A 26362-nucleotide genomic window follows, 5' to 3' on the forward strand; every position below is an offset into this window, starting at 1 on the left:
CCGATGGTACTGCACTCGGGAGGGTGTGGGAGAGTAGGACGCCGCCGGACTTCTTATTAGTTAGGGCCACCCTTCGGGGTGGCCCTAACTTGTTTTGTGCCCATCACCGAGTCACCAGCTCACAACTGTGACCCCCGGGACGTGTGCGCCTGCCCTGGTAGAAGCTCACCCCGTACGGGTGACGTGGGCGAGGCGGTAGCGGGGAGGCTCCCTGCCGGGAAGGTGGCTCGTCCTGGCCGGGTGGGGCGCCCTCCCGCCGCGCTCGACGCGATAGGGGGCCGCAGTGAAGCCGTACGTCACCATCCTGGCCGGCAATGCCTTCGTGGTCAGCGACGGTCGCGGCGACATCGAGCCCTCGGCTCTCGTACCGACCGGGATGTTCTCGTTCGATCAGCGGTTCCTGTCCGAATGGAAACTGACCGTCAACGGTGAACGCCTGCACGCCCTTTCCGTCGACGACCTTCAGTACTACGAATCGCGATTCTTCCTCGTTCCCGGAGAGCCGACCCACTACCTCGACGCCAAGGTGTCCGTGATCCGCCACCGGAAGCTCAGCGGCGGGCTCCAGGAGGAACTGACCGTACTCAACCACCGGGGCGAGACGGTCGATTTCACCGTACGGCTCGACATGGCGGCCGACTTCGTCGACGTGTTCGAACTCAAGCAGTCCCTGGCGACAGAGCGTGAAACCTCGGTGGTGGTAGAGGACGGCTTCCTCCGCCTCCGTTACGTCCGGGACAACTACGTACGGGAAGCACTGGTGTCGTCGAGCGAACCGGCCGACATCGACGAACACGGCATGACGTTCCGGCTCCGGCTGGCGCCGCACGGGCAGTGGACCACCCTGCTGCGGGTGTCCGCACACCTGCCCGGTCATGGCGGACAGGACGTCCGGGAACTCCTGGACACGCACCGGGCAGCGGTGAACCCGGAGACACAGCGGGATCTCGAATCGTGGCTGGCCGCGGCGCCGCAGCTCGGCTGTGACGACGCCGCGCTGGCGACCGCGTACCGGCGGGGGTTGACGGACCTGGCGGCGCTCCAGTTCGGCGCGCTCGCCACGGGCGCGAACCTGATCGCCGCGGGAACACCATGGCTCATGACCTTCTACGGTCGGGACAGCATGCTGACCTGCATCCAGGCCATGGCGTTCACGCCGCAGTTGGCGGTCGGCACCCTGAACACCTTCGCCGCGACGCAGGCCACCGTGTTCGACGACTTCCGGGAGAAGGAACCCGGCAAGATCCTGCACGAGTTCCGGTACGGGGAGTCGGCCGCCTTCGAGGAGCAGCCGCATTCGCCGTACTTCGGCTCGGCCGACTCGACACCGCTGTTCGTGATCCTGCTCGACGAGTACGAGCGCTGGACCGGGGACGTGGAACTCGTCCGCAGGCTGGAGCACGAAACACGGGCGGCGTTGCACTGGATCGACGCGTACGGCGACCTGCTCGGCAACGGATACATCTCGTACGAGCGACGCAACACCGCCAGCGGGCTGGAGAACCAGTGCTGGAAGGACTCCCCCGACTCGATCTCGTTCCGGGACGGACGGCTGCCGTCGTTCCCCCGTGCCACCTGCGAGCTGCAGGGTTACGCGTACGACGCGAAGATGCGCGGGGCCCGGCTGGCCCGGCGGATCTGGCACGACCCGATCTACGCCGACCGGCTGGAGGCGGAGGCGGCCGACTTGAAGGCCCGGTTCAACCGCGACTTCTGGATCGAGGACGGCCAGTACTACGCGCTGGCGTTGGACGCCGAGGGCGGTCAGGTCGACGCGTTGTCGTCGAACATGGGCCACCTGCTCTGGAGCGGGATCGTCGACCCGCCGCGCGCAGCCAAGGTGGCCGAGCATCTGCTGGGCCCACGGCTCTTCTCCGGCTGGGGCGTACGCACCCTCGCCGAGGGAGAGGAGCGGTACAACCCGACCGGCTACCACACCGGCGCGATATGGCCGTTCGACAACTCGTTCATCGCCCTCGGCCTGCGCCGCTACGGCTTCAACGAGGAGGCCGGCCGGATCGCCTCCTCGATGATCGACGCCTCGCAGTACTTCGACGGGCGGCTGCCGCAGCTCTTCGCCGGCTACGACCGGAGTCTGACCAAGTACCCCGTGCAGTACCCGACCACCTGGAGTCCGCACGCCTGGTCCGCCGGAACCCCGATGATGCTGATCCGGGTGCTGCTCGGCCTGGAACCGCACGACAACCACCTGGTGGTCGACCCGGCCCTGCCGCAGGGAATGGGCCGGATCGAGTTGCTGGACGTACCGGGGCGGTGGGGGCAGCTCGACGCGTTCGGCCGGGATCGGGTGGAGAGTCAGCGGCGGCGGTCCGGCCGGGGCGGGCGCCGCGGCGGAGGCAACGTGGTCGCACCCTGAGACGGGTACGCGAAACGGCGGCCGGACCGGGAACCTGTCCCGAACCGGCCGCCGTTTGACGTACGGTCAGCCGCCCAGGCTCGCGGCGGCCGAGGCGATCGCCGAGGCGAAGTAGCTCACCTGGGTGTAGACGCCCGGGTAGTTGGGGCGGGCGCAGCCGTTGCCCCAGCTCACGATGCCCACCTGGACCCAGGCGTTGTTGGCGCCCCGACGGAACATCGGGCCGCCCGAGTCGCCCTGGCAGGTGTCGGTGCCACCGCTGGCGTAGCCGGCGCAGATCTCCTCGGCGACGATGACATCGCCGCCGTACTGGGAGTCACAGGTGCTGTCGGCGACGAACGGCACCGTCGCCTTCAGCAGGTAGCGCTGCTGCGCCCCGCCCTCACGGGCGGCACCCCAACCGGCGACGGTGAACGTGCCGGAGTCGTACGCGGTGCTGGTCGCGATCGGCAGGGTGGCCAGGGAGGTGACCGGCGTGGCCAGCCGGATCAGCGCCCAGTCCTTGCCGTTGCCGTTGTAACCCGGGGCCCGGAGGACGTAGTTGGAGCGGACCGTGATCCGGCTGGACGACTGGAGGTCGACCGCGCCGAGGGTCGCCGTGATGCTGGTGTTGGTGCCGGTGCTGCCGACGCAGTGCGCGGCGGTGAGGACCAGCCGGGGGCTGTAGAGCGCGCCGCCGCAGCCCATCGAGAGCCGGACCATGAACGGGAACTCGCCCTGGGCGGCCCGGGTGCCGCCGACGACCAGCGGCGTCACGTCGCGTTCCGGTGCGGCGGCGGCGGGTGCGACCAGTGCGAGACTGCCGACGGTTACCGCGGTCAACGCGGCGGCCGCCAGGCCGGTGAGCTTGCGCCAGCGAACCATGGGATCCCTCTCCAAGCAAAGGATTGGCGCGCCTTGTGGGCGCGCGCAGATCACGTTGCCGGCAGCGTATGGAAGCCAGCCGATGTATCGCAATGCTTCGATGTCATCCCGGTTGTGTCATACCTTCGAGCGAGGGTTACCGCGTCAGCTCGGCTTCTTGGCGCAGACGTAGCGGGGCTCCGCGTCGTACCGCCAGGTGAACTTCTCCCGCTCCAGCTCCTTGCCGTCCTTGACGAAGACCCGGAACGCATCCTGGGTGAAGCCGTCGATGCCGCTGGTGGCGATGCAGGACGGGCCGGGGTCGAGGTGGATCAGCTTCGGCTTGGTGATGTTGCGGCGCGGGCCGTAGACCGTCTTGACGCTGTCGTACACCTTGGTGCTCCAGATCGACACGGTGATCGTGTCGTTGGTCCAGGAGGTGTCGATCAGGACGCCGTACTCGGTGTTGTTGCGGAACTTGAAGTCCAGGTCCGGGTAGAAGATCGTCGACTCGATCACCGCCGGGTACCGGTCGAACCAGTACGAGTGCGGCTTGTGCTCCACGTCCTCCAGCCCGGCGTAGTACGTGGCGTTGAAGATGGTGGTGGTGAACTGCGACGCCCCGCCACCGACACCCGGCACCAGCTTGCCGTCGAGGATGACCGGCGCGTCCTTGTAGCCCTGGGCGTAGCCGCGCTCGCCGGTGTGCTTGTTCAGCGAGAACGTCTCGCCCGGCTTGACCACCGCGCCGTCGACCTCCTTGGCGATCGTCACGATGTTGTGACTGCGCGGGGAGGAAAGCCCGCCGGTGAACTTCGTGCTGAACGTCGAGACCTGCTCCTTGATGCCCAACTTGGTCATCGCGTCCGTGCTGGTCTTCGGCTCGACCGGCTTGAGCAGACCCTTGACCTCGCGTCCGTCGGCGCGCGGCAGCACCGCCAGCAGGTCCCGGCTCAGCGCCGCGGTGTCCACCGCCTGCCCGCCGGTGCTCGCCACCACCTGCGGCTTGCCGCCCTGGAGGGCGACCGTCGCCTCCTTCGGCTTGACCTCGACCTTCGCGAGCTGGGTGGTCAGCGCGGCCTGGAGCTTCTTCTCGTCTACCACTGGCGCGATCTTGCCGGTCTTGTCCGCGTTGAGCAGCAGGCTCTTCGCGATCGCGGCCGGTGGAATGGTGAACGAACCGCGCTCGGTGGTCACCGTCACCGGGGCGGCGACCGCCGGCTTCGCCAGCTCGTTCACCAGCTTGTCGACATCTTCCTTGGTGGTGCTCGGGTGCGCCTCGACCAGCGGTACGACCACCGGCTGACCGCTCAGCCAGCCGGTACGCAGGGCCTCCGCGGACTGCTGCGGGTCCAGGTCCTGACCGGGCGACGGGTAGTTCGGCTTCGGTGTGGTGCCCTGGAAGACGATGGACGGCGGGGTCATCGGCCGACCGGTCTTCCCAGCCGTCTTGCGCAGTTCCGTGTCGAGCAGGCCGGGATCGACGGTCACCACGGGCTCGACGGTGCGGGACTTGAAGAGCAGGTCTACCGGCCCCGGGCCGGCGCCGATCGTCGCGTCGACGGTGGCGGTCACGTCCACGGCCAGGCCGACGTCGATCGGCTTGAACTCGGCCGTCTGGTCGCCGATCCGTACCGAGACGGGCGCGGCGAAGGTGTCCGCCCGCCGCTCCAACTCGGCCCGGAGCAGGGCGGCCGCCGTCGCCTTGGACTTGCCGCCCAGGTCGACGCCGAGCACCTCGGTGCCGCGCGGCACCTCGCCGCTGTACGCGTACCCCGCGGTGCCGCCGATCGCGGCCAGCACGGCGGCGACCAGGCCGCCCGCGACGAGCGCCGTGCGCCGTCCGCGGCGGGACGTCGGCTCGACCGGAGCGGCGGCCAGGTCCTCGCCCTGCGTCGGTGCGCCGAAGGTCATGAAGTCCGGCTGTTGCGGCTCGGGGGCCAACCCGGTCACGGGCCCACCGACCTGCTGCGGCACCGCTGAGATCTCGGTGGTCGGTGTCTCGCCGGCGGGGGGTCTCTTCGCGCCGTACAGGCTCACAGGGCAACCTCGATCAGGGGAAGGGCGGGGGTGGGGTCGGTAGGCAAGCCCGCGTGGTGACACGACCCGGAGGCCTACGGTAGCCAAGCGCGCGACCGGATGACAGCCCGCGGGTGGGTACGAAGGATTCGTACGCGCGAATCTCTCACGCTACGGCACCATCGACGTACGCCGCATGGCCGAAAGGACGAGACCGATCCGGTACGAGCCGGCAGCGGATCCGAGCGGGTCCGGTCAGTTGGCGGTGTCGGAAATCGCCTGGCGGAACACCCGTGACCGGTGTGCGTAGTTGTCGAACCGGCCATAGCTCGGTGCCGCCGGGGAGAGCAGCACCACCCCACCGGCCGGGGTGTGCGTACGGCCGAGCCGGACCGCCTCGACCAGGTCGTCCGCGGCGATCGTGGTGATACCGGGCAGGTCCTTGACCATGTCGAGGATGCGCGGCCCACTGTCCGGTACGCCGATCAGGGTGGCCTGCACCGCCTGGCCGGCGAGGAATTCGCGCAGCGGTGCGTAGTCCACGCCACGGTCCTCGCCGCCGACGATGACGGTGAGTGGGCGGTGGGCGAACGCCTCGATGGCGTGGATCGCCGACTGCGGGATGGTGGAGAGCGAGTCGTCGACGAAGGTGATGCCGGACGGGTCCTCGATCGGGGTCAGCCGGTGTTCGAGTGCGGGGAACGCCGCGGCCGCCTCGCCGAGCCGGTCACGCTCCGCCACCAGGTCCACGCCCACCGACGCCAGTACGCCGAGCGCCACGCACAGGTTCCACTCGTTGTGCCGGCCGACCAGCGGGAACGCCGAGCGGGGGAAGAGCGGCTGGTCGGCGAGGTGTACCCAGGCGGTGCCGTCCGGCCCGGGTGCCACGTGTGTGGTGTCCGGGCGGCCGGCGGCCAGCAGCGGCAGTCCGGGGCGGGCGGCGAGTTGCGCGGAAAGCTGCTCGTCGTTGGCGTTGAACACGACCACACCGGGACCGTGCTCGACGATGTTGAGCTTGTGCCGGTAGTACTCGGCTTCGCTGCCGGCCCAGTCGAGGTGCTCCGGAACCAGTGCGGTGAGCGCCACGACCTGCGGTGAGACCAGCAGGTCCGCGCACTGGTACATGGACAGCTCCAGCACGTACTGGTCGGCGGGGGGCAGTTCCAGCACGGCCGTACCGATGTTGCCGCCGACGACGTTGGGGTGGCCGACGGCGGTCAGCAGGTGGCTGATCAAGACCGTGGTGGTGCTCTTGCCCTTGCTGCCGGTCACCCCGATGGTGGTGCCCGCGTGGTCGGCCATCCAGAGGGCGGTGCCGCCGGTGACCGTCACGCCGCGCTCGCGCAGCCGCATCATCCACGGGTGGGTCTCGCCGATCACCGGGGACCGGACCACCACGTCCGCCCGCAGGAGCAGATCAAGCGCTTCCGGGCCGGTGTGCAGGGGGGCGATCTCGGCCAGCCGCCCCTCCCACGGTCGGGCCAGGAAGGTTTCCCGGTCCTGCACCGTGACCAGGTCGGCCGGGCCGACCGGGGCGATCGTGTTGACCGCGGCGACACCCTCCCGGCCGGTGCCCCAGACGGCGACACGTCGCCCACGCAGATCAGTGAGGTGCACCAGAACTCCTTCGCCCGCGAACCACGGCGGCTGCGGTCCTCGGCTCGCGTCCATACTTTAGTCCGCTCTGCCCGGTCTGCCGGCCAGGGTGCGGACAACGCTCCGACCCGGTACGCCGACCGGGGTAACCCCTGGTCGGCGTACCGTCGTGTGGTCGCGGTGAGCGGCTCCGGCGGGTCGGGGCGGCGGTCAGAGCCGGGCCAGCGCCGCCTTCAGCGGGTCGAGGCCGAGCGAGCCGAGGTTGAGCGCGTCGAGGTGGAACTGCTTCAGGTCGAAGTCGGCTCCCTTGCGCGCCTTGGCGTCGTCTCGGGCCTGCAGCCAGATCCGCTCGCCGACCTTGTACGACGGCGCCTGTCCCGGCCAGCCGAGGTAGCGGTTGAGCTCGAAGCGCAGGTTTTCCTCCGGCACCCGGCAGTGGGCGCGCATGAACTCCCACCCGAGTTCGGGGGTCCACCGCTCGCCGGGGTGGAAGCCGAACGGGTTGTCCTTCGGGATTTCGAGTTCGAGGTGCATGCCGATGTCGACGATCACCCGGGCGGCCCGGAACGCCTGACCGTCGAGCATGCCGAGCTTGTCACCCGGGTCGTCGAGGTAGCCGAGGTCGTCCATCAGCCGCTCGGAGTAGAGCGCCCAGCCCTCGCCGTGCCCGGAGGACCAGGAGAGCAGCCGCTGCCAGCGGTTGAGCAGTTCGGCGCGGACCTGGGTCTGCCCGACCTGGAGGTGGTGACCGGGTGCGCCCTCGTGGTAGACGGTGGTCACCTCGCGCCAGGTGGAGAACTCGTCGATGCCCTGCGGCACCGCCCACCACATCCGGCCGGGGCGGGAGAAGTCCTCGCTGGGACCGGTGTAGTAGATCCCGCCGTCGCTGGTCGGGGCGAGGCGGCACTCGATCCGGCGTACCTGCTCGGGGATGTCGAAGTGGGTGCCGTGCAGGTCGGCGATGGCCTTGTCGGCCAGTGCCTGCATCCAGTCGCGGAACGCTTCCTTGCCCTGGATCCGGCGGGCCGGGTCGGCGTCGAGCGCCACCACCGCCTCGTCGACGGTCGCGCCGGGGGCGAGGATCCGCGCCGCGACACCGCGCATCTCGGCTTCGAGCCGGGCCAGTTCGTCGAAACCCCAGGCGTACGTCTCGTCGAGGTCGACCTTGGCGCCGAGGAAGTACTGCGAGGCGAGCTGGTAGCGCTCACGTCCGGCGGCCTGCTTCTCCCGCCCCCGGGGCGCGAGTTCCGTACGCAGGAACTGCCCGAACTCGGCGGTCGCCGCGGTTGCCGCCGCCGCGCCCTTGCGCAGTTCGCTGGCGAGTGCCCCGTCGGCGGTCAGTCGGTCGGCCAGGCCGTGGAAGAAGTTGTCCTGAGCCGGGTCGGTCCAGATCTCGCACTGCTTGGCGACTTCGATCATCTGCGCCCGGGGGCTGACGTGTCCCGCGTCGGCGGCAGTGACCAGGGTGGTCCGGTAGTCGGCCAGCGCGGCGGCGAACGTGTTGAGCCGGGCGGCGACGTTGCTGACCGCCTCCGTGCCCTCGGTCGGCATCAGGTCGAAGGCCTGGCGCATCTCGTGCAGGCCGCTGACGATCACGTTGATCTCGCTGGCCGTCTCGCCGGCGTCGTACCGGGCGAGTTCCAGACCGAGCCGTTCCTGCATCGCCTCCTTCGCGGTGCGCTCGGACACCGAGGTCGGTTCGAGTACGTCAAGTTCGGCGAGGGTGCGCCGGTTGAGTTCGGCTTGTGCGGCGTAGCCGTCCGGAGACAGGTCGCCGAGCTGGTCGTCGTAGCCGGTGATGCCGACGAAGGTGGCGCCGATCGGGTTCAGTGGCGCCCATTCGCCGACATAGCGGTTGGCGAGGTCATCGATTTGTCCCACGAGACGACCCTACGTGACCCACCCACCGGCGGGTCGAGCCATTTGCGCTGCCGGTGACGGGTGGTCCGAGCAGGCCACCGATCGGCGATTGGCCTGGTTCACGGTCTGGAACCGGCGCGACTTCTGTCGGTGCGGTGCGGCAGAGTGTCAGGGGTGACCACCCCTACCGCTCCTGACAGCAACGTACGCGCCTGGCTGCCGGGTTTCCTCGCCGTCGCCGTGATCTGGGGGGCCAGCTTCCTCTTCATCAAGATCGGTGTACGTGAGCTGCACCCGCTCTACGTCACCCTCGGCCGGGCCGGTGCGGGCGCGCTGACCCTGCTCGTGGCGCTGGCGGTGCTGCGGGACCGGTTGCCCCGCGACCCCGTGCTGTGGCTGCACCTCACCGTCGTCGCGACCGTCGGGGTCGCCCTGCCGTTCACCCTCTTCGGCTACGGCGAGCAGCGGGTCTCCTCGATCCTGGCCGGCATCTGGAACGCGACCACGCCGCTGGTCGTACTGCCGATGGCGGTGCTGGTGTTCCGTACCGAGCGGATGACCGCCCGGCGGGCGATCGGCCTGCTGCTCGGCTTCGTCGGCGTGCTGGTGGTGCTCGGCGCCTGGCAGGGCCTGGGCGGGGCGCAGTTCACCGGGCAGCTCTTCTGTTTTGCCGCGGCCGTCTGTTATGGGCTCTCCATCCCGTACCAGAAGCGGTTCATCGCGGGCCGACCCGAGTCGGGCCTGGCGCTGTCCGCGGGCCAGCTGCTGGTGGCGACCGTGCAGCTCGCGATCGTCGCGCCGCTGGTGGTCGGCCCGCCCCCGGCACCGACCGGCCTGTCCCCCGAGGTGATCGGCAGCGTGCTCGCGCTGGGCGCGCTCGGCACCGGCCTCGCCTTCGTGATCAATCTGCGGACGATCCGGCTCGCCGGGGCCAGCACCGCCTCGACCACGACCTACCTGATCCCGATCTTCGCGGTGCTGGTCGGGGTGCTGGCGCTGGACGAGCACCTGGCCTGGTACCAGCCGGTGGGTGCGGTGATCGTGCTGCTCGGCGTCGCCGTCTCACAGCGCCTGATCTTCCGGGGCCGCCGGCACGCCGCACCGACCGACCAGCTCCCAGCCGAGCCCGAGCCGGGAATCCCCGTCGCCCAACCCGATCCGGCCATCTCCCGCTGACCCACCCGGCAGGCGCCCACCCGTCCCCAGCGGCCCCTGGCCGGCAACGGAAGCTCAGGCGTCGTGGCCGGCGGTCCAGGCGAGCAGTTCGTCGGCCGCCCAGGTGTTGACCACCCGCTCGGCCGGCACCCCGCACCGGGCCGCCCGTTCGCAGCCGAAACGCTGCCAGTCGAGCTGGCCCGGTGCGTGCGCGTCGGTGTCGATCGCGAACTCGCAGCCCGCTTCGACCGCCACCCGGATCAGCCGCTTCGGCGGGTCCTGCCGCTCCGGCCGGGAGTTGATCTCCACTGCCTTGCCGTACTCGGCGCAGGCGGCGAAGACCGCGTCCGCGTCGAAGTCGCTCGGCGGGCGGGTACGCGCCCGGTGCCCCCGGTCCCCCGGGCCGGTCACCCCCGGCGGTCGACCGGCGACCATCCGGCCGGTGCAGTGCCCCAGGATGTCCAGGTGCGGGTTGGCGATCGCGGCCAGCATCCGCCGCGTCATCTTGGCCTTGTCGTCCGACAGCCCGCTGTGCACCGAGCCGACCACCACGTCCAACTGGGCCAGCAGGTCGTCCTCCTGGTCCAGCGAGCCGTCCGCCAGGATGTCCACCTCGATGCCGGTGAGCAGCCGGAACCCCTCCGGCAGCGCCGCGTTGATCGCCGCCACGTGCTCCAGTTGCCGCCGCAGCCGGGCCGGGGTCAGCCCGTTGGCGACCTTCAACCGGGGCGAATGGTCGGTCAGTACGAGGTACTCGTGCCCCAGGTCGACCGCGGTCAGGGCCATCTCCTCGATCGGGGAACCCCCGTCGGACCAGTCGGAGTGGGTGTGACAGTCGCCCCGCAGCGCATTCCGCAGCGCGGCGGTCGCCTCGTCCAGGTCGACACCCTCGGTCGCGGTCAGCCGCCGCAGGTAGACCGGCTCCTCGCCGGCCAGTGACTCGGTCACGCAGCGGGCGGTGACGTCACCGACCCCGGTCAGCTCGGTCAACGTACCCGCCTGTGCCCTGGCGGCCACCTCGTCGGCGGGGAGCGCGGCCAGGGTCTTCGCGGCCGAGCGGAACGCCCGTACCCGGTAGGTGGCCTCGTTCGCCCGTTCCAACAGGAAGGCGATCCGGCGCAGGTCGGCGAGCGCGTCCCGAGCGGTCATCAGCTCACCGTAGCCGGCACACCGGCCGTCCGCGTGCTCGCGCGGCCTCCGTAGCCTTACCGATCATGAGGACGATCGACTGGGTGGACGGCGCCGTCGAGATCATCGACCAGACCGCACTGCCGGACCGGCTCGACGTACGGCGGCTGCACGGCGTCGACGAACTGGTGGCGGCGATCCAGACCCTCGCCGTACGCGGCGCACCCGCGCTCGGTGTCGCCGGTGCGCTCGGCGTGGCGCTGGCCGCCCGGCTGCACGACGGTGACCCGGTGGCGACGGCTGCCGCCGTACACCTGGTGGAAAACGCCCGCCCGACGGCGGTGAACCTGGCCCGTGGTGCCCGCCGGGCGGCGGCGCGACTGCCGGAGGGCCCGGACGCGGTCCTGGCCACCGCGCTGGCCGTACGCGACGAGGAGATCGCCGCCTCCGCCGCGATGGCCGAACGCGGCGCCGACCTGCTGGCCGAACTCTGCCCGCCCAACCCCCGGATGCTCACCCACTGCAACACCGGCGCGCTGGCGGCCGTCGTCGGCGGCACCGCGCTCGGGGTGGTGATCGAGCTGCACCGGCGCGGCGGGCTCGGCGCGGTGGTGGCGAGCGAGACCCGGCCGCTGCTGCAGGGCGCCCGGTTGACGAGTTGGGAACTCGGGCAGGCCGGGATCGAGTGCCGGGTCGCGGTCGACGGCGCCGGCCCGTTCCTGATGGCCCGCGGCGAGATCGACGCGGTGATCCTCGGTGCCGACCGGATCTGCGCCAACGGTGACACCGTCAACAAGATCGGTAGTTACGCGCACGCGCTCGGCGCCCACCGGGCCGGCATCCCGTTCATCGTGGTCGCCCCGGAATCCACTGTCGACCACGGCACCGCGACCGGTGCCGACGTCGAGATCGAGGACCGGGGCCCGGACGAGGTGCTCGCCTTCCGGGGCAACACCACCGCCCCGACCGGTGCCGGTGCGGTGAACCCGGCCTTCGACGTCACCCCGTACGACCTGATCACCGCGATCGTCACCGACCGGCGGGTGGTCAGGCCGGCACTGGGCGAACGGGTCTGACCGCGGTCACCGTACGACGGTTCGGGGCCACCCCGAGCACCCAGCCGCCGGCCCGGCCCAGTTCCAGCAGGTCGTCGATCCTGGCCGGCAGCTCCCGCGCGGTCCCCGGCCGGTACGGCCAGGCGGCGCGGGCCGCCGAAGCCGGGGCGAGCCAGTCCCGCAGCGCGGTGATCGGTTCGTCCGCGTCGACCGCGGCCCGTGCCTCTTGCAGTGCCGAGAGCACCCGGTCCAGGGCCGCACCGACCGCCGCCGCATTCCCGCCGCACATCGCCGCGACCAGGTCCGGTCGGGTCGCCGCGACCCGGGTCCCGTCCCGGAACGAGCCGGCGGCGAGCGTGCCGGCCAACGGTTCGTCAGCCACCCCCGCGACCAGCGCCGCCGCCAGCAGGTGCGGTACGTGGCTGACCGCCGCCACCGCCCGGTCGTGTTCGGCGGCGGTGGTCGGGACCACCCGGGCGCCCAGCGGGGTGAGCAGTGCGGCCAGCTCCAGCCAGTCGGCCAGCGAGGTGCCGCGCGGTTCGAGGCAGAGCACCCAGGCGCAGCCGGCGAACAGTGCCGGATCGGCGGCACCGAAACCGGAGGTCTCCCGACCGGCCATCGGGTGACCGCCGACAAAACCGGCCAACCGCTGCGGCTGCCGGTGCAGCCGTTCCTCGACCAGGGCCGCGACCGGGCCCTTGACCGAGGTGACATCGGTGACCAAGCCGGCGTAACCGGCGTCGCGCAACTGGTCCAGCACCCCGCCGACGGCGGGCAGCGGGACCGCGAGCACCACCAGTTCCGCGCGGGCGACGGTGTCCCGGATCGTCGGTGTGACCTGCCAGCGGTGGGCTGCCGGTGCCTGGGCGGCGGCGGTCCTGGCCGTGGCCCGGGTGGCCGGGTCGGCGTCGTAACCGAGCACCCGGTGGCCGGTGGCGGCCAGCGCGCGCAGCACGGAACCGCCGATGAGTCCGAGCCCGATAACCGCGACGTTCACGCCGCCGACTCTCGCACACCCTGCCGGTCGGCAGGGGGCAAGGCTCGCCCGGTGGTCACGGCGCTCAGGGCGCGGGCGGGCACTTGTGCTTCTGGTGCCAGGTGTCCACCTCGGCGACCGGTGAGCGGTTCGACCGGTCCCGCCACGCGTCCAGGTAACGCGCCGGCCAGATCACGCCCCGGCGGATCCACCAGTCCTCGGTCCGGTCGCACGGCGGCGAGATGCCGAAGTGCAGGTGGCACACGTTGTTCGCGTTGCCGGTCTTGCCGACCTTGCCGACCTGCTGGCCGGCGCGGACGCGTACTCCGGCGTCCATGCCGGCGGCCAGCTCCGACAGGTGCGAGCCGTAGTAACGGACCCCGTCGTCGCCGAGCAGCGACACCGCCTTGCCACCGTTGAGCGGACCCTGCGGGCCCTGCTTGTCGTACTTGTCGACCCGGGTCACCTCCAGGATCTCCCCGTCGGTGACGGCGAGCACCGGGGTGCCGCAGGAGGCGAAGATGTCCGTGGCCGCGTACGCGGAGTGGGTCTGGTGGTAGGAGGCGTTGGCCGAGTTCACCGGGAAGACGTACTTCGGGGTGGTCGGGCTGGCCGAGGGCGTACCGGCCGGCTTTGCCGGCGGTGTCGCCGGGGGCGGGGCGGCGGCCACGGTGGCCGGGGTGCCGCTCGTCGGGCCGGTCGGCGAGGACCAGACCACCGGGCGGCTCTGCGCGCAACCGGCGGCGGCGGCCACCGCCGTCAGCAGCAGGACCATCGGGTACGCCGCGCGGCGCCCGATCAGGCGTCGCGTACCCGTTTCGTCCCGTGCCATCCGGCCATCCTGACAGAACCGGCGCGATTGCGCCTCGCCCCCCAGCGTGGTGCGGAGCAGCCGGACGGCCCGGTTCCAGCGGGTACGCTGCGAGTCGGCGGCGTTGCTCCACCGTGACCGGTCGGTGCCCGGCCGCTGCCGAGCGGAGGAGCGAGGGTGATGGCACAACAGCCGACGTTGCAGCCCTGGCCCCAACCCGGCCAGCCGGCGCGTACGCCGTCGGGTCTCTTCCCCTCCGGCCTGCCGTCACGTCCGATCTACCGCGAGCCACACCCGGTACGCGGAGCCACCCTCGCCAGCGGCGCCGGCTTGACGGCGGCCTGGTTTCTGCTGTTCGGGCTGCTCGGCGATGACCTGCGCGAGTACGCGTGGTGGACCCTGCTGGCCGGTGCGGCGGCCTGGCTCGCCACGCTGCTGCTGATCCGCTTCGGTGACCGGGGTGCCGCCGTCGGTGTGGCGATGGTCACCGCGCTCGGGTGGTCGATTGCCGCGGTGGCGGTCGCGGTCCGGTGGAGTTACGCCGGATGGCCGCTCTGGTGACCAGGGGTCACCGAAATACTTCTCTGGGTACGCGATCTAGGGCGCTGGGTACCGGCTCGGTGGCACACCGCGACCGGGCTTGACGAACGCCGCGCGACTGGGCACCCTCGCCTCTATGGCCTGGACAGAGCAGCGGCTCGACCCCGAGCGCACCCGACGACGGATACAGCTCCTCGCCGAGCTGGCCGGTGCGAAGTCGGTGCGGGAGCGGACGCAGCCGCGACGGGTCCGGGTCGACCGGCTGCGCGAGTTGATCGCCACCCGTCGCCGGTTGGCCGGCTGAGCGCACCGATCCGCTCGATTCCGTCCTTCTCCTTCGGGGAGTTGCGCGGTCGAGCCCGGACCCGACCGGATACCGTCACGCGTAACAGGCAGTCGACAGTGGTGGGCGGCGGTACGCCGTGAGTTGTTGGGGGGACCGGTGTCGTACTTCGCGGCGGCCGTGGTGCGCGGCTCGGACGGCTGGACCGCAGCCGAACTCGACCTCGGTGGTGCCGCGGACATAGACGAGGTCGCGGACCTGCTCCGCGAGGTCGACCTGGACGCCGACACCTCGCTGCTCTTCGTCGAATCCGACGACGCCTACCTGGCCATCCTGCGCCTGGACGACGGCGAGGACCTGCGCATCTTCGGCTCCGACTCGGCCTTCGCCGAGGAGTCCCGACTCGGTGCCCTGCTGCTCGGCGACATCAAGGCACCCGCCCTGGAGATCGACGACGTGGTCGAGCCGGCCGCGCCCGCGTTGGACTCCTCGACCGACGAGGAGAGCGAGCAGCCGGCCGCCGACCCGGACGCGGATCCGATCGGCGACGCCGACCTCCTCGCCAACCTGGGCATCTCGGCCCACCGGCTGCTCGCCCTCTGCGCGCAGGAGCGGATGCTCCCGGCCGACGTCACCGCCGAACTGTGCCAGGCGATCGGCTGCGGCGACGTGGTCGAGGAACTGCGCGAGGCGTGAGCGGTACGGTCGGCGACCCGGCGGGAGCCGATGCGGTCGCTCATCGGGGCCGGAGACAGCGCCACGAGGCGTGGATGCGCCGGGCCTTGGCGGTGGCCGCCGACACCGGTCGACCGGAGGAGGGCGGCGACCCGGCCGACGACGTACCGGTCGGGGCGGTGCTCTACGGCCCGGACGGGGTCGAACTGGCGATCGGGCGCAACGAGCGGGAACGTACCGGTGATCCGACCGCGCACGCCGAGATCCTGGCGCTGCGCCGGGCGGCGGAACTACGCGGCGCCTGGCGCCTGGACGGCTGCACCCTGGTGGTGACCCTCGAACCCTGCACCATGTGCGCGGGCGCGCTGGTGCTGGCCCGGATCTCCACCCTGGTCTTCGGGGCGTGGGAACCGAAAACCGGCGCGGTCGGCTCGCTCTGGGACGTCGTACGCGACCGCCGCCTCAACCACCGCCCCGAGGTGTACGGCGGTGTGCTCGCCGAGGAGTCTGCCGCGCTCCTGCGCGCCTTCTTCCGCTGACGGGTACCAGCGGCTACACCGGCTGTGCACATCCCTGTGGATAACTGTGGATCGTCGCTGCCACCGTTGTGCACACTCTGTGGATAACGGTGGATCAGTTGTGGATAGCGGCTGTGGATATCCACGACTTCGTAGCGAGGTGCCGGTGCCCGAGGGCGCTCAGAGGGTGGCCGACTCCGGGCGGAGGAGGGCCTGGCCGACCGCCTTGGCACCGTCGGTCCACGGGGTCGGGCGCAGCGTCGCCGGGTCGAGCCGGACGATCGCCCGCCGCCCCTCGGCGTGCACGGTCGCACCGTCGGCAGAGAGCAGGCGGAAGCCGTATTCGGCGCTGGTGGTGCCGAAGCTCTCGAACCAGAAGTGGGCCAGCACCGGGCCGGTGCCGCGGATCGGCGTACGGAAGCTGATCGACAGTTCGCGTACGGCGTGGAAGACGTCCGGTGCGGTGAGCCGCCCGTTCTCGAAGGAGAACCCACGCTCGGCCCAGTACGGCGTCAGCCCCCGCTCCAGCAGCACGGCGTACTTGGCGTTGTGGACGATGCCCATCATGTCCAGGTCGTCGAAGTGCACCCAGACCGGTTCGGCGTGACCGAACGGGACGTGGGGCGGGGTGATGGTGCCGTTGCTGGTCATGTCGATCCTTCGGGTAGCAGGTCCGGTTCGGGGCAGAGCGCGCGCAGCCGGGCGAGCACCGCTCGCCGGGAGTACTGGTAACTGGGTTCGGAGGGGTTCAACCGGGACTGCAACGCGACGGCCAGGCCGAGCGCGTCGATCTCGTACGCGAGTTGGCCGACGTCGGTGTGCGCGGCGAGTTCACCGGCGGTCACGGACTCGGTGACCAGCCGCCGGATCAGGACCAGCCATTCGTCGAGGCACTCGGCCAGCCGGTCGCGGACCGGGCCGGGGTGCACGTTGTACTCGAACTCCGCCTTGGCGAAGAAGCAGGCGCCGGGCAGTGTTCCGTCGCCGTAGTAGGTCAGCCGGTGCTCGTGCAGGGCGAAGAGCCGTCGTACGCCCCGGGGTGCCCGCAGCGCTGGCGAGATCACCTGCTCGATCACGAGGTCGCGGGCCCGTTCGACGGTCGCGAGTTGCAGCTCTTCCTTGGAGCGCCAGTGCGCGAACAGGCCGGACTTGCTGACGCCGAGCCGGTCGGCGAGTTGGCCGAGGGAGAGCCCGTCGAGCCCGGCTTCGGTGGCCAGGGCCACGGCGGTGTCGAGCACCATGGTCCGGGTGCGTTCGCCCCGGACGACTCGACCGTCCACCGTCATGAGCGCGAGCCTACAACTAAACGACCGATCGGTCTTATAGTTTCACGGGGACGGCAGGGTGACGCTCACCACCAGGCCACCGCCCTCGCGCGGGCGGGCATCGACGGATCCGCCATGTGCCCGCGCCACCGCCCGCACGATCGACAGACCCAGGCCGAAACCGCGCCCACCGCCGAGTCGCTCACCGCGCAGCCGCCGGAACGGCTGGAAGATCGTCTCGATCTCGTACCCCGGCACCACCGGCCCGGTGTTGCTCACCACCAGCGTCGCCCGCCCGTCGACCAACCCGGTACGCACCGACACCCAACCGCCGGCCGGCACGTTGTGCCGCAGCGCGTTCTCCACCAGATTCGAGGTCAACCGCTCCAACAGCACCGCGTCCCCCGAGGTCGGTGCCGGTGCCAGGTCCCGTACCGCCTCCCGGGCCAGCGCCCGGGTCGGATCCGGTTCGGACCCCTCGGCCGAGTGCTGGTTCAGTACGTGCGCGGCCACCTCGGCCAGGTCGATCGACGTACGGTCGGTCAGCTCGCTCTCCGAGTCGGCGAGCGTCAGCAGCCCCTCGATCAGCCGCTCGTGCCGCTCGTTCACCGCCAACAGCGACTCACCGAGCTGCCGTACGTCGGCCGACGCACCCGGTCGGGTCACCGCCAACTCCACCAGCGCCCGGTTCAACGCCAGCGGCGTACGCAACTCGTGCGAGGCGTTCGCGACGAACCGCCGCTGACCGTCGAACGACCGGTCCAGCCGTTCCAGCATCAGGTCGAACGTGTCGGCGAGTTCCCGTACCTCGTCCTGCGGACCGCGCAGCGCGATCCGTTCGTGCAACCCACGCCCGGCGGTGTTCGCGCCGGCGATCCGCCGGGCGGTGCCGGTGATCTGGTGCAGCGGCTGCAACGCCCGGCCGGCGATCAGCCAACCGAACGCGATCGCCGCGGCGGAGACCACGGCCAACGCGATGCCGCCCTGGGTGAGCAACGAGTCCAGCGCGTTCTGCTTCACGTCCTCCTGGAGCTCGCGCACGAAGATCCGCAGCGCCTCGGCGTTCTGCGGCCCGAGACCGGTCCTGGGGATCTCGCTGACCGGCTTGGTCAACGCCACCCCGAGCGGCTCCGGCATCCGCTGCTCCACCAGCACGTACGTCACCGCCAGCAGGACCATGCCGGCGAGCAGGAACAACCCGCCGTAGACCAGGGTGAGCCGGGCCCTGATCGTGGTCCGCTTCATCAGTCGCCGCCTCACGAGATCTGGTACCCCACTCCCGGCACCGTCTCGACCACCTGCGGGTCGCCGAGCTTGCGGCGCAGCTTCATCACGGTCACCCGGACCACGTTCGTGAACGGGTCGATGTGCTCGTCCCAGGCCCGCTCCAGCAGATCCTCGGCGGAGACCACCGCCCCGTCAGCCCGCATCAGCTCGGCCAGCACCGCGAACTCCTTACGGGACAGCGCCACGTACCGGCCGTCGCGGTAGACCTCGTGCCGGCCCGGGTCGACCACGATCCCGGCCCGGCTCAACCTCGGCGGTGCCGCCGGACGGGCCCGCCGGGTCAGCGCGTGCACCCTGGCCGAGAGTTCCACCAGGGCGAACGGCTTGGTCAGGTAGTCGTCGGCGCCGAGCGACAAGCCGGCCACCCGTTCCCGTACGGCCGCCGCGGCGGTCAGCATCAGCACCCGGCTCGCCCCGCCACCTTCGACGATCGACCGGCACACGTCGTCGCCGTGCACCACCGGCAGATCGCGGTCGAGCACCACCACGTCGTACTCGTTCACCCCCAGGCGTTCCAGGGCGGAACCACCGTCGTACGCGACGTCGACGGCGAACGCCTCCCGTCGCAGCCACTCGGCGATCGCGTCCGCCAACAGGCTCTCGTCCTCGACCACCAGCACTCGCATCGGTCCATGGTGACTCGGCCCCGGATAACGCCACCGTTAACGCCGACGCTTACGCCCTGGATACCGCCGTCGCGGTCGACTTGTCGGCAACGGTCACCCCCGCTCTCGGGGGTGACACGGTCGGCGACCGGCGCCGACCTCCCCGAGGAAGGAAGTGTTCAGATGCGCCGACAACCGGTCAGCGGCCTGCTCGTCCTGCCCGCCTTACTCGCCCTGGCGTTGGCCGGCTGCGGCACGCCCGCCGAGGGCGACGGCGTGGCCACGGCCGGCGGCGCGGCCAGCGCCGGGCCGACCGCCTCGGCCAGCGCCGCCGCCCTCGACGACGCCGCCCGCCAGCTGAAGTTCGCCCAGTGCATGCGGGAGAACGGGGTCGACATGCCGGACCCCGATCCGGCCGCGCCGGGTCAGGTCCGGATCAACGGTGGCAGCGATCCGGAGAAGACGCAGGCGGCGCTGGAGAAGTGCCGCCAGTTCCTGCCCAACGGTGGCGAAGCGCGCAAACTCGACCCCGAGCAGGCGGAGAACATGCGCAAGATGGCGCAGTGCATGCGGGAGAACGGCGTACCCGACTTCCCCGATCCCGGCCCCGACGGTCTGCTCAAAATCGACAAGAGCCTGCTCGGTGGTAAGGGCCTGGACGACCCGACGCTGAAGGCCGCGATGGAGAAGTGCAAGCAGTTCGCACCGAAGATCGCCGGGACCGCCAAGTGACGGCGCCGACCGCCACCGCCACCGATTCCGCCGCGACCGATTCCGGTGCCGAACGGGCGCCCGTCCGGCGTCGCCGTCCGCGTACCGGCACGGCGTTGGTCACCGCCGCCGTCGTGGTCGCCGTCGGTGCCGGCGGCGCGGCCGCGATCGGCTTCGGCGGCCGTGATCCGGGTACGGCCACAGCCAGCACCCTGCCACCGGCAACCGCACAGGTGACCCGGCAGACCCTGGTCGACGCGCAGACCGTCGACGGGGAACTCGGGTACGGCACCACACGTACCGCCGCCGCCCGGCGCGGCGGCACCCTCACCTGGCTGGCACCGACCGGTGGCACCGTGAAACGCGGCCAGCCCGTGTACGCCGTCGACAACAGCAAGGTGGTGTTGCTGTACGGCGGGCTGCCGGCGTACCGGACGCTGCGGTCCGGGGTCGAGGGGGCCGACGTGAAACAGTTCGAGCAGAACCTTTCCGCGCTCGGCTACACCGGCTTCACCGTCGACGACGAGTACACCGGCAGCACCGCCGAGGCGGTACGCGACTGGCAGGAAGACCTCGGCCGCGACGACACCGGGCGGGTCGAACCGTCGGACATCGTCTACGCCGACGCGGACGTACGCGTCGAGGGCCACGAGGCGTCGACCGGCGACACCGTCCAGCCCGGCAAGTCGGTGCTCACGTACACCGGCACGAGCAGGCTGGTCACCGTCGAACTCGACATCGACGACCAGCGGCTGGCGAAGAAGGACAACAAGGTCGGTGTGACGCTGCCCGACGGAAAGCAGCTCGACGGGCTGATCACCGAGGTCGAAACCGTCATCGAGACGGGCAGCGGCGGGACCGGGCAGGACGAACCGGAGACCAGGATCGAGGTCACGGTCACGGTCGCCGACCCGAAGGCACTGGCCGCGTACGACCAGGCGTCGGTCAAGGTCGCGTTCACCGCCGACGAACGTGCGGACGTACTGACCGTGCCGGTGGCGGCGCTGCTGGCACTCGCCGAGGGCGGGTACGGCGTGGAGGTGGTGGACGGTGGGCGTACCCGGATCGTCGCGGTCAGCACCGGCCTGTTCGCCAGCGGACGGGTGGAGGTCGCAGGTGACGGGCTGACCGAGGGCCTGACGGTCGGGGTGCCCGCATGACGGCCGCCGCAGCCACGCTTCCGCTGCCACCGGTGGTCGCGTTGGAGCAGGTCAGCAAGGTCTATCCGGGCGGGGTGGCCGCGCTGCGCGGCGTGACCCTCACCATCGGGCGCGGTGAACTGGTGGCGATCGTGGGGCCGTCCGGGTCCGGAAAGTCCACCATGCTGCACCTGATCGGCACCCTCGACCAACCATCGACCGGCACCGTACGCATCGACGGCTACGACACCGCCGAACTCGACGACCGGGAACTCTCCGCACTGCGGTCCAGTCGGATCGGCTTCGTGTTCCAGCAGTTCCACCTCGCCGCGGGCGTACCGGTGGTGGAGAACGTGGCGGACGGGCTGCTCTACTCCGGCGTACCCCTGGGTGAACGACGCCGACGGGCGGCGGCCGCGCTGCACCGGGTCGGCCTGGACCACCGACTCGACCACCGGCCGCACGAACTCTCCGGCGGCGAACGGCAACGCGTCGCCATCGCCCGCGCGGTGGTCGGCGACCCGCCGCTGCTGCTCGCCGACGAACCCACCGGTAACCTCGACTCCGTCTCCGGCGCCGGGGTCCTCGACCTGCTGCACGAGCTGAACCGGGCCGGCACCACCATCGTCGTGATCACCCATGACCGGGAGATCGCGGAGAGCCTGCCCCGCCAGGTACGCATGCGCGACGGCCTGCTCGTCGACCCGACCGCCGCCGATCTCGTCGGGGGGACCAGGTGAAGCGCGGGCCCGACCGGTCGGTGCCGCAGTGGTTTGCCGCCCCACCGGCCCGGCTCGTGCCGGCTCGGCTGCGACCGCGTGACGTCGTCCGGGTCGGTGGCGTCGGCCTGCGGACCCGGCCGCTGCGGGCGTTCCTCTCCGCGCTCGGCATCGCCATCGGCATCGCGGCGATGGTCGCCGTCGTCGGCATCTCGTCGTCGTCACGGGCCGAACTCGACCGCACCCTGGCCGCGCTCGGCACCAACCTGCTCACCGTCTCGCCCGGCAAGTCGCTCTTCGGCGACGACGCCCAACTGCCCGAGGAGTCGGTGGCGATGATCGCCCGGATCGGGCCGGTAAACCGGGTCGCCGCGACCGCGCAACTGCCCGACGCCAAGGTGTTCCGCAGCGACCGGATCCCGACCGCCCAGACCGGCGGCATCGGCGTACGGGCGGCGAACCTCGAACTGCTCGACACCGTCGGCGCGGGAACCGTCAGCGGCACCTGGCTCAACCCGGCCACCGCCCGCTACCCGGCCGTGGTGCTCGGCGCGACCGCCGCCCAGCGCCTCGGCCTCGCCACCGCCGGTACGGACACCCAGATCCAGGTCGGTGGACGCTGGTTCACCGTCGTCGGCATCCTCGCCCCGGTGCCACTGGCCCCGGAACTGGACCTCTCCGCGCTGATCGGCTGGGACGCGGCGACGACGTACCTGGGTTTCGACGGGCACCCGACCACGGTCTACAGCCGCTCGGCCGAAACCTCCGTCGAGGCCGTACGCGCGGTCCTCGGCGCGACGGCGAATCCGGAGGCGCCGAACGAGGTGGAGGTGTCCCGCCCGTCCGAGGCGCTCTCCGCCGCCCGCGCCACCGACCAGGCGTTCACCGGGCTGCTGCTCGGCCTCGGCGCGGTGGCGCTGCTGGTCGGCGGGGTCGGGGTGGCGAACACGATGGTGATCTCGGTGCTCGAACGCCGCCCCGAGATCGGGCTGCGACGCTCGCTCGGTGCGACCCGGGGGCAGATCCGTACCCAGTTCCTCACCGAGTCACTGCTGCTTTCCGCGCTCGGCGGGGCGGGTGGAGTCCTGCTCGGCACCGCGGTCACGTCCGGCTACGCGCTGCTCCAGTCCTGGCCCACCGTCGTACCGGTCTGGGCGACCGCGGGCGGCGTCGGCGCAACCCTGGTCATCGGTGCCCTCGCCGGGCTCTACCCGGCCATCCGCGCCGCCCACCTGCCCCCGACGGAGGCGCTCGCCACCCCCTGAGGACGACGCGCCGGCTTGTTGGTCCCGTCCCGGCAGGGCCGGTGGTCCGTAAACGGACCTCCGGCTCGTGCCGGGGCGGGAACGTCGTCCCTCGACGCCGGTCAGATTCGGCCGTGCTCAGGCGTTGTCGGAGCCCTCGGTCGACGGCGGGATTTCACGGACGACCGCCACCGGGCAGCGGCTGTGATGCAGCAGTTGCTGGCTGACCGAGCCGAGCAGCAGCCCGCCGAACCCGCCGTGGCCCCGGGATCCGACAACCACCAACTGCGCGTTGCGACTGGCGTTGACCAGGGCACGACCGGCGGTGTCGGCGAGGACCTCGGTGGTGACGGAAACCTCCGGGTGCTTCTGCCGCCAGTTGACCAGCAGGTCGTCGAGGGCGGCCCGCTCGGCGGTGGTGACCGCCACCGGGTCGTAGGCGAGCGGGACGTATTGCGGCGGCGGCGGGGTCCAGGCCGCGATCACGTGCAGCGGCACCTCCCACTCCATGGCCAGGTCGAAGGCGTAGCCGAGCGCCAGCAGCGAGCACTGGGAACCGTCGAAGCCGACGACGATCCGCCGCCCCGTGTCCTCCGGATCGGGCTCGGTGCCGCGTACCACCACGACCGGGCAGTGCGCGTGCGCGGCGACGGCGACGCTGGTGGAGCCGACGAGCAGGTCGGCGAAGCCGCCGTGGCCGCGGTTGCCGACCACCAGCAGGGCGGCCTGCCGGGACTGCTCGGCGAGCGCGACGGCGGGCGGACCGTCGAGCAGGACGGCGGAGACGGCCACGTCCGCCCGCGACTTCGCGGCCTCGGCGGCAGCGGCGACGACCATGGCCTGCGCGTCGCGGCGCGCGGTCATGTCCGACCAGTTCGCCACCTCGGGTACGACCGGCGCGGTGACGTTGAACCACTCGAACGAATAGGCCAGCAGTACGGAACGGTGGGCGCGGGCGGCCTCGTCCACCGCCCAGGCGAGCGCGGCCTGGGCGGACGGGGATCCGTCGTAGCCGACGAGGATCGGTCGGGTGGTCATCACAGTCTCCTTCGACTGGGCGGGTCGAGCTCGTGGCGGTCACGGATTCCAGGTCGTGGCCTCCGTGGAAACCTCAGCTCGCTAACCACAGTCAACTGCCGCCCACCACGTACGCAGAAGGGTCTTTCGACCCGTACGCGCCGCCACAGGTCCCCGGGGCTGTTCCGCCCCGGCGATGGAGAAGGAGGGTCGAGGATCAGGCGATGGCGGTGTCGAGGGCGATCTCGACCATCTGGCCGAAGGTCTGCTCGCGCTCCTGCGAGGTGGTCTTCTCACCGGTCTTGATGTGGTCGCTGACGGTCAGCACGGTCAGCGCGCGGGCCTTGTAGCGGGCCGCGATCGTGTAGAGCGCCGCCGACTCCATCTCGACGGCGAGCACGCCGTACAGGGCGAGGGCGTCGTAGAGGTCCGGACGATCGGTGTAGAAGGCGTCCGCCGCCAGCACCGGTCCGACCCGCATGCTGATGCCGCGCCGCTCGGCTACCTCCACCGCCGTACGCAGCAGCCCGAAGTCGGCCACCGGGGCGTAGTCGATCAGCCCGTCGAACCGGACCCGGTTCATGTTCGAGTCGGTGGAGGACCCGCTCGCCGCCAGCACGTCACGCAGTTGCAGGTCCTCGCTGAGCGCCCCGCAGGATCCGACCCGGATCAGCGTCTTCACGCCGTAGTCGTTGATCAGTTCGTGGGCGTAGATCGAGGCGGACGGCATGCCCATGCCGGAGCCCTGTACCGACACCTCGACCCCGGACCAGGTACCGGTGTACCCGTACATGCCCCGGACCGAGGAGTAACACTTCGCATCCTCGAGGTAGGTCTCCGCGATCCACTTGGCCCGCAGGGGGTCGCCCGGCATCAGGACCCGCTCGGCGATCTCGCCCGGCTGTGCGCCGATGTGCGTACTCATGGCTGATGATCCTGCCAGGTCCGGCTGAGCCATACCGCCGTGACGGGCACGCCGGGCGTCCGGTACCCTTCTCGGCGGTGGCGTGTCCGAGTGGCCTAAGGAGCACGCCTCGAAAGCGTGTGAGGGGGTAACCCCTCCGCGGGTTCAAATCCCGCCGCCACCGCCAGCAAGCAGGCAGAACGCCCGGCAAGTCCGTAAGGACGAACCGGGCGTTTCGCCGTGTGAAGATCGCTAGTCTCAAACGTCGTCAGACTTGGAACAGTGTCGGTTGAGCGTGGTTATGGTTTCTCGCGGCCACGCCGGACGATCGAACGTAGGTCTTCTACCGTCAGCCATGGCTTGGTGCGATGGATCATGCGGTGACAGTTGGAGCAGATGAGGGCGAGGTCTTCCAGCTTGGTCTTGGTGGGCCCGGTGACGTGGAGCGGCGTGCGATGGTGGCACTCGATGTAGTCGATGCCGCGGGCGCCGTAGGTCTTTGCGAAGTCGAAGCCGCAAATCTCGCAGGCGATGACCAGACCGCGGAGCTTGGCATCTGCGATCTTGGCCTTTCGGATCTTCGGGTCGCGCTCGCGTCGCAGGTGCTGGCGTAGGAGCACGCCGCCCTCGTCCGCGGTCGGGTCCGGGAGATCGGGATCAGGGCCAGTCGTAAGGTTTTCGTCGGTGGCGAGCGCGGTACGGATGGCCTTTGCCAAGTCATGCATCTCGGTTGGTCGAGCGATAAAGTCGTCCAGGACTTCCCGGTCGAGCCGATTGCCGTTGGTTTTCTTGCCGTGGTAGAGCGGGTGTGAGGTTGCCACGTCAGCGGTCTTACGGCCGACCCCCGCAGGATTCCGAAAGTCCGGCCCGCGCTCGCCCAAGGGGTGAATGGCCGACGTCTGGAGAAGTTCGGACAACTCCTTGACCCGTAGGTCTGCGCGGTCGAGTTGCCTCCAGCCGTTGGCCTCCACCAGAGCACAGGCCAAGATGATCTCGTCTCGGGTCCAGTCGGGGTTCGGCAGGTATCGAACGTCGAACCCGAGGTCTCCGAGCCGCTGAGCGACCGTCTTGTCTCCACCGGAGAAGTCCGCGGAGCCCAGTGGCACGCCTGTGCTCGCCCCGTGCGCGTAGCCCGAGATGGCCTTCGAGTCGTAGAGCCGTCCACGGTACTGGAGGTAGTACGAGCGGGAGCGGCCGAATCCGGTCGAGCGCAGGAACTCCTCGCGGCCTACACGATCGAACTCAGTGATGGCTGCCAGCACGGCGACATGCGTGAGATCTGCAAGGGACACGATGCGACGATACGACCGTACTGCGACAGTGCCAGGAACGGTGGCCGGCCGTGGTCCATCCAGCGGCGTCCGGAGGCGGGCGTCAGCGGCTGCCTCCCAGCCGTTGTCGGCGATCCCGGGGATGCCGATTGTCGGCATCCCCGGGCCGCGCGGGTGCCTCGCAGATCGCGGCGGGACGGGTGTTCCCTCGCCCCGCCCACCCCGCCGGGCCTGGTTCGGTCGGCACTATCCGGACCCGCGATCAGTCGCTAGGGCGCGTTTCATAAAGCACGGTGGGCAGGTTGAGGTCACGGCGTGGCGGTGATCGATAGACAGCGAGGTCTCCGGTACTTGGTACAACGAC

At 70.9% G+C, this 26362-nt stretch carries 25 protein-coding genes and 1 tRNA gene; 12 read left to right on the plus strand and 14 right to left on the minus strand.

Features of this window, described 5'->3' with window-relative positions; genetic code table 11:
• Positions 1–283 precede the first annotated feature (283 nt).
• Positions 284–2377 (plus strand): glycogen debranching N-terminal domain-containing protein, encoded by a 2094-nt coding sequence (locus AB0J90_RS35080; protein ID WP_363603401.1) that lies wholly within the window; start codon positions 284–286, stop codon positions 2375–2377.
• 66 nt (positions 2378–2443) lie between these two features.
• Here the strand turns inward: AB0J90_RS35080 and AB0J90_RS35085 are convergent, their stop codons facing one another.
• The 4 genes from AB0J90_RS35085 to AB0J90_RS35100 form a co-directional block, all read right to left on the minus strand.
• Positions 2444–3241, minus strand: coding sequence for a serine protease (locus AB0J90_RS35085; RefSeq protein WP_363603402.1), 798 nt, complete (start codon positions 3239–3241; stop codon positions 2444–2446).
• A gap of 144 nt (positions 3242–3385) precedes the next feature.
• The gene (locus AB0J90_RS35090; RefSeq protein WP_363603403.1) at positions 3386–5260 is read right to left on the minus strand and encodes a VanW family protein; all 1875 of its coding nucleotides are present in this window, start codon (positions 5258–5260) and stop codon (positions 3386–3388) included.
• 234 nt (positions 5261–5494) lie between these two features.
• Positions 5495–6856 carry a UDP-N-acetylmuramoyl-L-alanine--D-glutamate ligase gene (murD, locus tag AB0J90_RS35095; RefSeq protein WP_363603404.1) on the minus strand — a complete coding sequence of 454 codons (1362 nt, stop codon included), beginning with the start codon at positions 6854–6856 and terminating at the stop codon, positions 5495–5497.
• A gap of 189 nt (positions 6857–7045) precedes the next feature.
• Positions 7046–8716, minus strand: coding sequence for a DUF885 domain-containing protein (locus tag AB0J90_RS35100; RefSeq protein WP_363603405.1), 1671 nt, complete (start codon positions 8714–8716; stop codon positions 7046–7048).
• Between the two features lie 153 nt (positions 8717–8869).
• Between AB0J90_RS35100 and AB0J90_RS35105 the strand changes: the two genes are divergently transcribed.
• The gene (locus AB0J90_RS35105; RefSeq protein ID WP_363603406.1) at positions 8870–9871 is read left to right on the plus strand and encodes a DMT family transporter; all 1002 of its coding nucleotides are present in this window, start codon (positions 8870–8872) and stop codon (positions 9869–9871) included.
• A 54-nt stretch (positions 9872–9925) separates the two neighbouring features.
• Here AB0J90_RS35105 and AB0J90_RS35110 read toward each other — a convergent pair whose 3' ends face one another.
• Positions 9926–10999: a PHP domain-containing protein gene (locus tag AB0J90_RS35110; protein WP_363603407.1), complete on the minus strand. Its 1074-nt coding sequence runs from the start codon at positions 10997–10999 to the stop codon at positions 9926–9928.
• 65 nt (positions 11000–11064) lie between these two features.
• On the opposite strand from AB0J90_RS35110, the gene mtnA reads away from it, so the two are divergent.
• Positions 11065–12054: an S-methyl-5-thioribose-1-phosphate isomerase gene (gene mtnA, locus AB0J90_RS35115; protein ID WP_363603408.1), complete on the plus strand. Its 990-nt coding sequence runs from the start codon at positions 11065–11067 to the stop codon at positions 12052–12054.
• Here mtnA and AB0J90_RS35120 read toward each other — a convergent pair.
• Together AB0J90_RS35120 and AB0J90_RS35125 are read right to left on the minus strand one after the other, a co-directional pair.
• Positions 12026–13030, minus strand: a complete 1005-nt coding sequence (locus AB0J90_RS35120) for a prephenate dehydrogenase/arogenate dehydrogenase family protein (RefSeq protein WP_363603409.1) — start codon at positions 13028–13030, stop codon at positions 12026–12028. The genes mtnA and AB0J90_RS35120 overlap by 29 nt on opposite strands.
• Before the next feature lie 64 nt (positions 13031–13094).
• Entirely contained in the window at positions 13095–13841 is a 747-nt protein-coding gene (locus tag AB0J90_RS35125) for a M23 family metallopeptidase (RefSeq protein ID WP_363603410.1), read from the minus strand.
• Between the two features lie 159 nt (positions 13842–14000).
• On the opposite strand from AB0J90_RS35125, the gene AB0J90_RS35130 reads away from it, so the two are divergent.
• The 4 genes from AB0J90_RS35130 (at position 14001) to AB0J90_RS35145 (ending at position 15857) form a co-directional block, all read left to right on the plus strand.
• Positions 14001–14381 carry a hypothetical protein gene (locus AB0J90_RS35130; protein ID WP_363603411.1) on the plus strand — a complete coding sequence of 127 codons (381 nt, stop codon included), beginning with the start codon at positions 14001–14003 and terminating at the stop codon, positions 14379–14381.
• Between the two features lie 115 nt (positions 14382–14496).
• The gene (locus tag AB0J90_RS35135) at positions 14497–14664 is read left to right on the plus strand and encodes a hypothetical protein (protein WP_326561696.1); all 168 of its coding nucleotides are present in this window, start codon (positions 14497–14499) and stop codon (positions 14662–14664) included.
• Between the two features lie 138 nt (positions 14665–14802).
• Positions 14803–15339 carry a tRNA adenosine deaminase-associated protein gene (locus AB0J90_RS35140; protein ID WP_363603412.1) on the plus strand — a complete coding sequence of 179 codons (537 nt, stop codon included), beginning with the start codon at positions 14803–14805 and terminating at the stop codon, positions 15337–15339.
• A complete protein-coding gene (locus AB0J90_RS35145; RefSeq protein ID WP_363603413.1) occupies positions 15336–15857 on the plus strand; it encodes a nucleoside deaminase in 522 nt (173 codons plus the stop codon). Before AB0J90_RS35140 ends, AB0J90_RS35145 begins: the two co-directional genes overlap by 4 nt.
• Positions 15858–16016: 159 nt before the next feature.
• Here the strand turns inward: AB0J90_RS35145 and AB0J90_RS35150 are convergent, their stop codons facing one another.
• Genes AB0J90_RS35150 through AB0J90_RS35165 form a run of 4 tightly spaced genes read right to left on the minus strand, consistent with a single transcriptional unit; the run spans position 16017 to position 19014 of the window.
• The gene (locus tag AB0J90_RS35150; protein WP_363603414.1) at positions 16017–16487 is read right to left on the minus strand and encodes a hotdog domain-containing protein; all 471 of its coding nucleotides are present in this window, start codon (positions 16485–16487) and stop codon (positions 16017–16019) included.
• Complete coding sequence (locus tag AB0J90_RS35155) at positions 16484–17122, minus strand: TetR/AcrR family transcriptional regulator (RefSeq protein WP_363603415.1); 639 nt, start codon at positions 17120–17122, stop codon at positions 16484–16486. Before AB0J90_RS35155 ends, AB0J90_RS35150 begins: the two co-directional genes overlap by 4 nt.
• 42 nt (positions 17123–17164) lie before the next feature.
• Entirely contained in the window at positions 17165–18346 is a 1182-nt protein-coding gene (locus AB0J90_RS35160; protein ID WP_363603416.1) for a HAMP domain-containing sensor histidine kinase, read from the minus strand.
• 11 nt (positions 18347–18357) lie between these two features.
• Entirely contained in the window at positions 18358–19014 is a 657-nt protein-coding gene (locus tag AB0J90_RS35165) for a response regulator transcription factor (protein ID WP_363603417.1), read from the minus strand.
• Positions 19015–19176: 162 nt separating this feature from the next.
• Between AB0J90_RS35165 and AB0J90_RS35170 the strand changes: the two genes are divergently transcribed.
• From AB0J90_RS35170 to AB0J90_RS35185, 4 genes are read left to right on the plus strand one after another with little or no spacing between them, the layout of a single operon-like run.
• Complete coding sequence (locus AB0J90_RS35170) at positions 19177–19725, plus strand: hypothetical protein (protein ID WP_363603418.1); 549 nt, start codon at positions 19177–19179, stop codon at positions 19723–19725.
• The gene (locus AB0J90_RS35175; protein ID WP_363603419.1) at positions 19722–20864 is read left to right on the plus strand and encodes a peptidoglycan-binding protein; all 1143 of its coding nucleotides are present in this window, start codon (positions 19722–19724) and stop codon (positions 20862–20864) included. The genes AB0J90_RS35170 and AB0J90_RS35175 overlap by 4 nt, the downstream gene beginning before the upstream one ends.
• A gap of 32 nt (positions 20865–20896) precedes the next feature.
• Positions 20897–21583, plus strand: a complete 687-nt coding sequence (locus AB0J90_RS35180) for an ABC transporter ATP-binding protein (protein ID WP_363603423.1) — start codon at positions 20897–20899, stop codon at positions 21581–21583.
• A gap of 20 nt (positions 21584–21603) precedes the next feature.
• Positions 21604–22827: an ABC transporter permease gene (locus tag AB0J90_RS35185; RefSeq protein WP_363603424.1), complete on the plus strand. Its 1224-nt coding sequence runs from the start codon at positions 21604–21606 to the stop codon at positions 22825–22827.
• 117 nt (positions 22828–22944) lie between these two features.
• Here the strand turns inward: AB0J90_RS35185 and AB0J90_RS35190 are convergent, their stop codons facing one another.
• Both AB0J90_RS35190 and deoD read right to left on the minus strand, forming a co-directional pair.
• Positions 22945–23844 (minus strand): universal stress protein, encoded by a 900-nt coding sequence (locus tag AB0J90_RS35190; RefSeq protein ID WP_363603420.1) that lies wholly within the window; start codon positions 23842–23844, stop codon positions 22945–22947.
• Positions 23845–24040: 196 nt separating this feature from the next.
• Complete coding sequence (gene deoD / locus AB0J90_RS35195; RefSeq protein ID WP_363603421.1) at positions 24041–24748, minus strand: purine-nucleoside phosphorylase; 708 nt, start codon at positions 24746–24748, stop codon at positions 24041–24043.
• Positions 24749–24824: 76 nt separating this feature from the next.
• Between deoD and AB0J90_RS35200 the strand changes: the two genes are divergently transcribed.
• Positions 24825–24914, plus strand: a tRNA-Ser gene (locus AB0J90_RS35200).
• Positions 24915–25026: 112 nt separating this feature from the next.
• On the opposite strand, the gene AB0J90_RS35205 is transcribed toward AB0J90_RS35200, so the two are convergent.
• A complete protein-coding gene (locus AB0J90_RS35205) occupies positions 25027–26019 on the minus strand; it encodes an HNH endonuclease (RefSeq protein ID WP_363603422.1) in 993 nt (330 codons plus the stop codon).
• Positions 26020–26362: the final 343 nt, after the last annotated feature.

The sequence above is a fragment of the Micromonospora sp. NPDC049523 genome (assembly GCF_040676775.1).
Lineage (GTDB): Bacteria > Actinomycetota > Actinomycetes > Mycobacteriales > Micromonosporaceae > Micromonospora_G.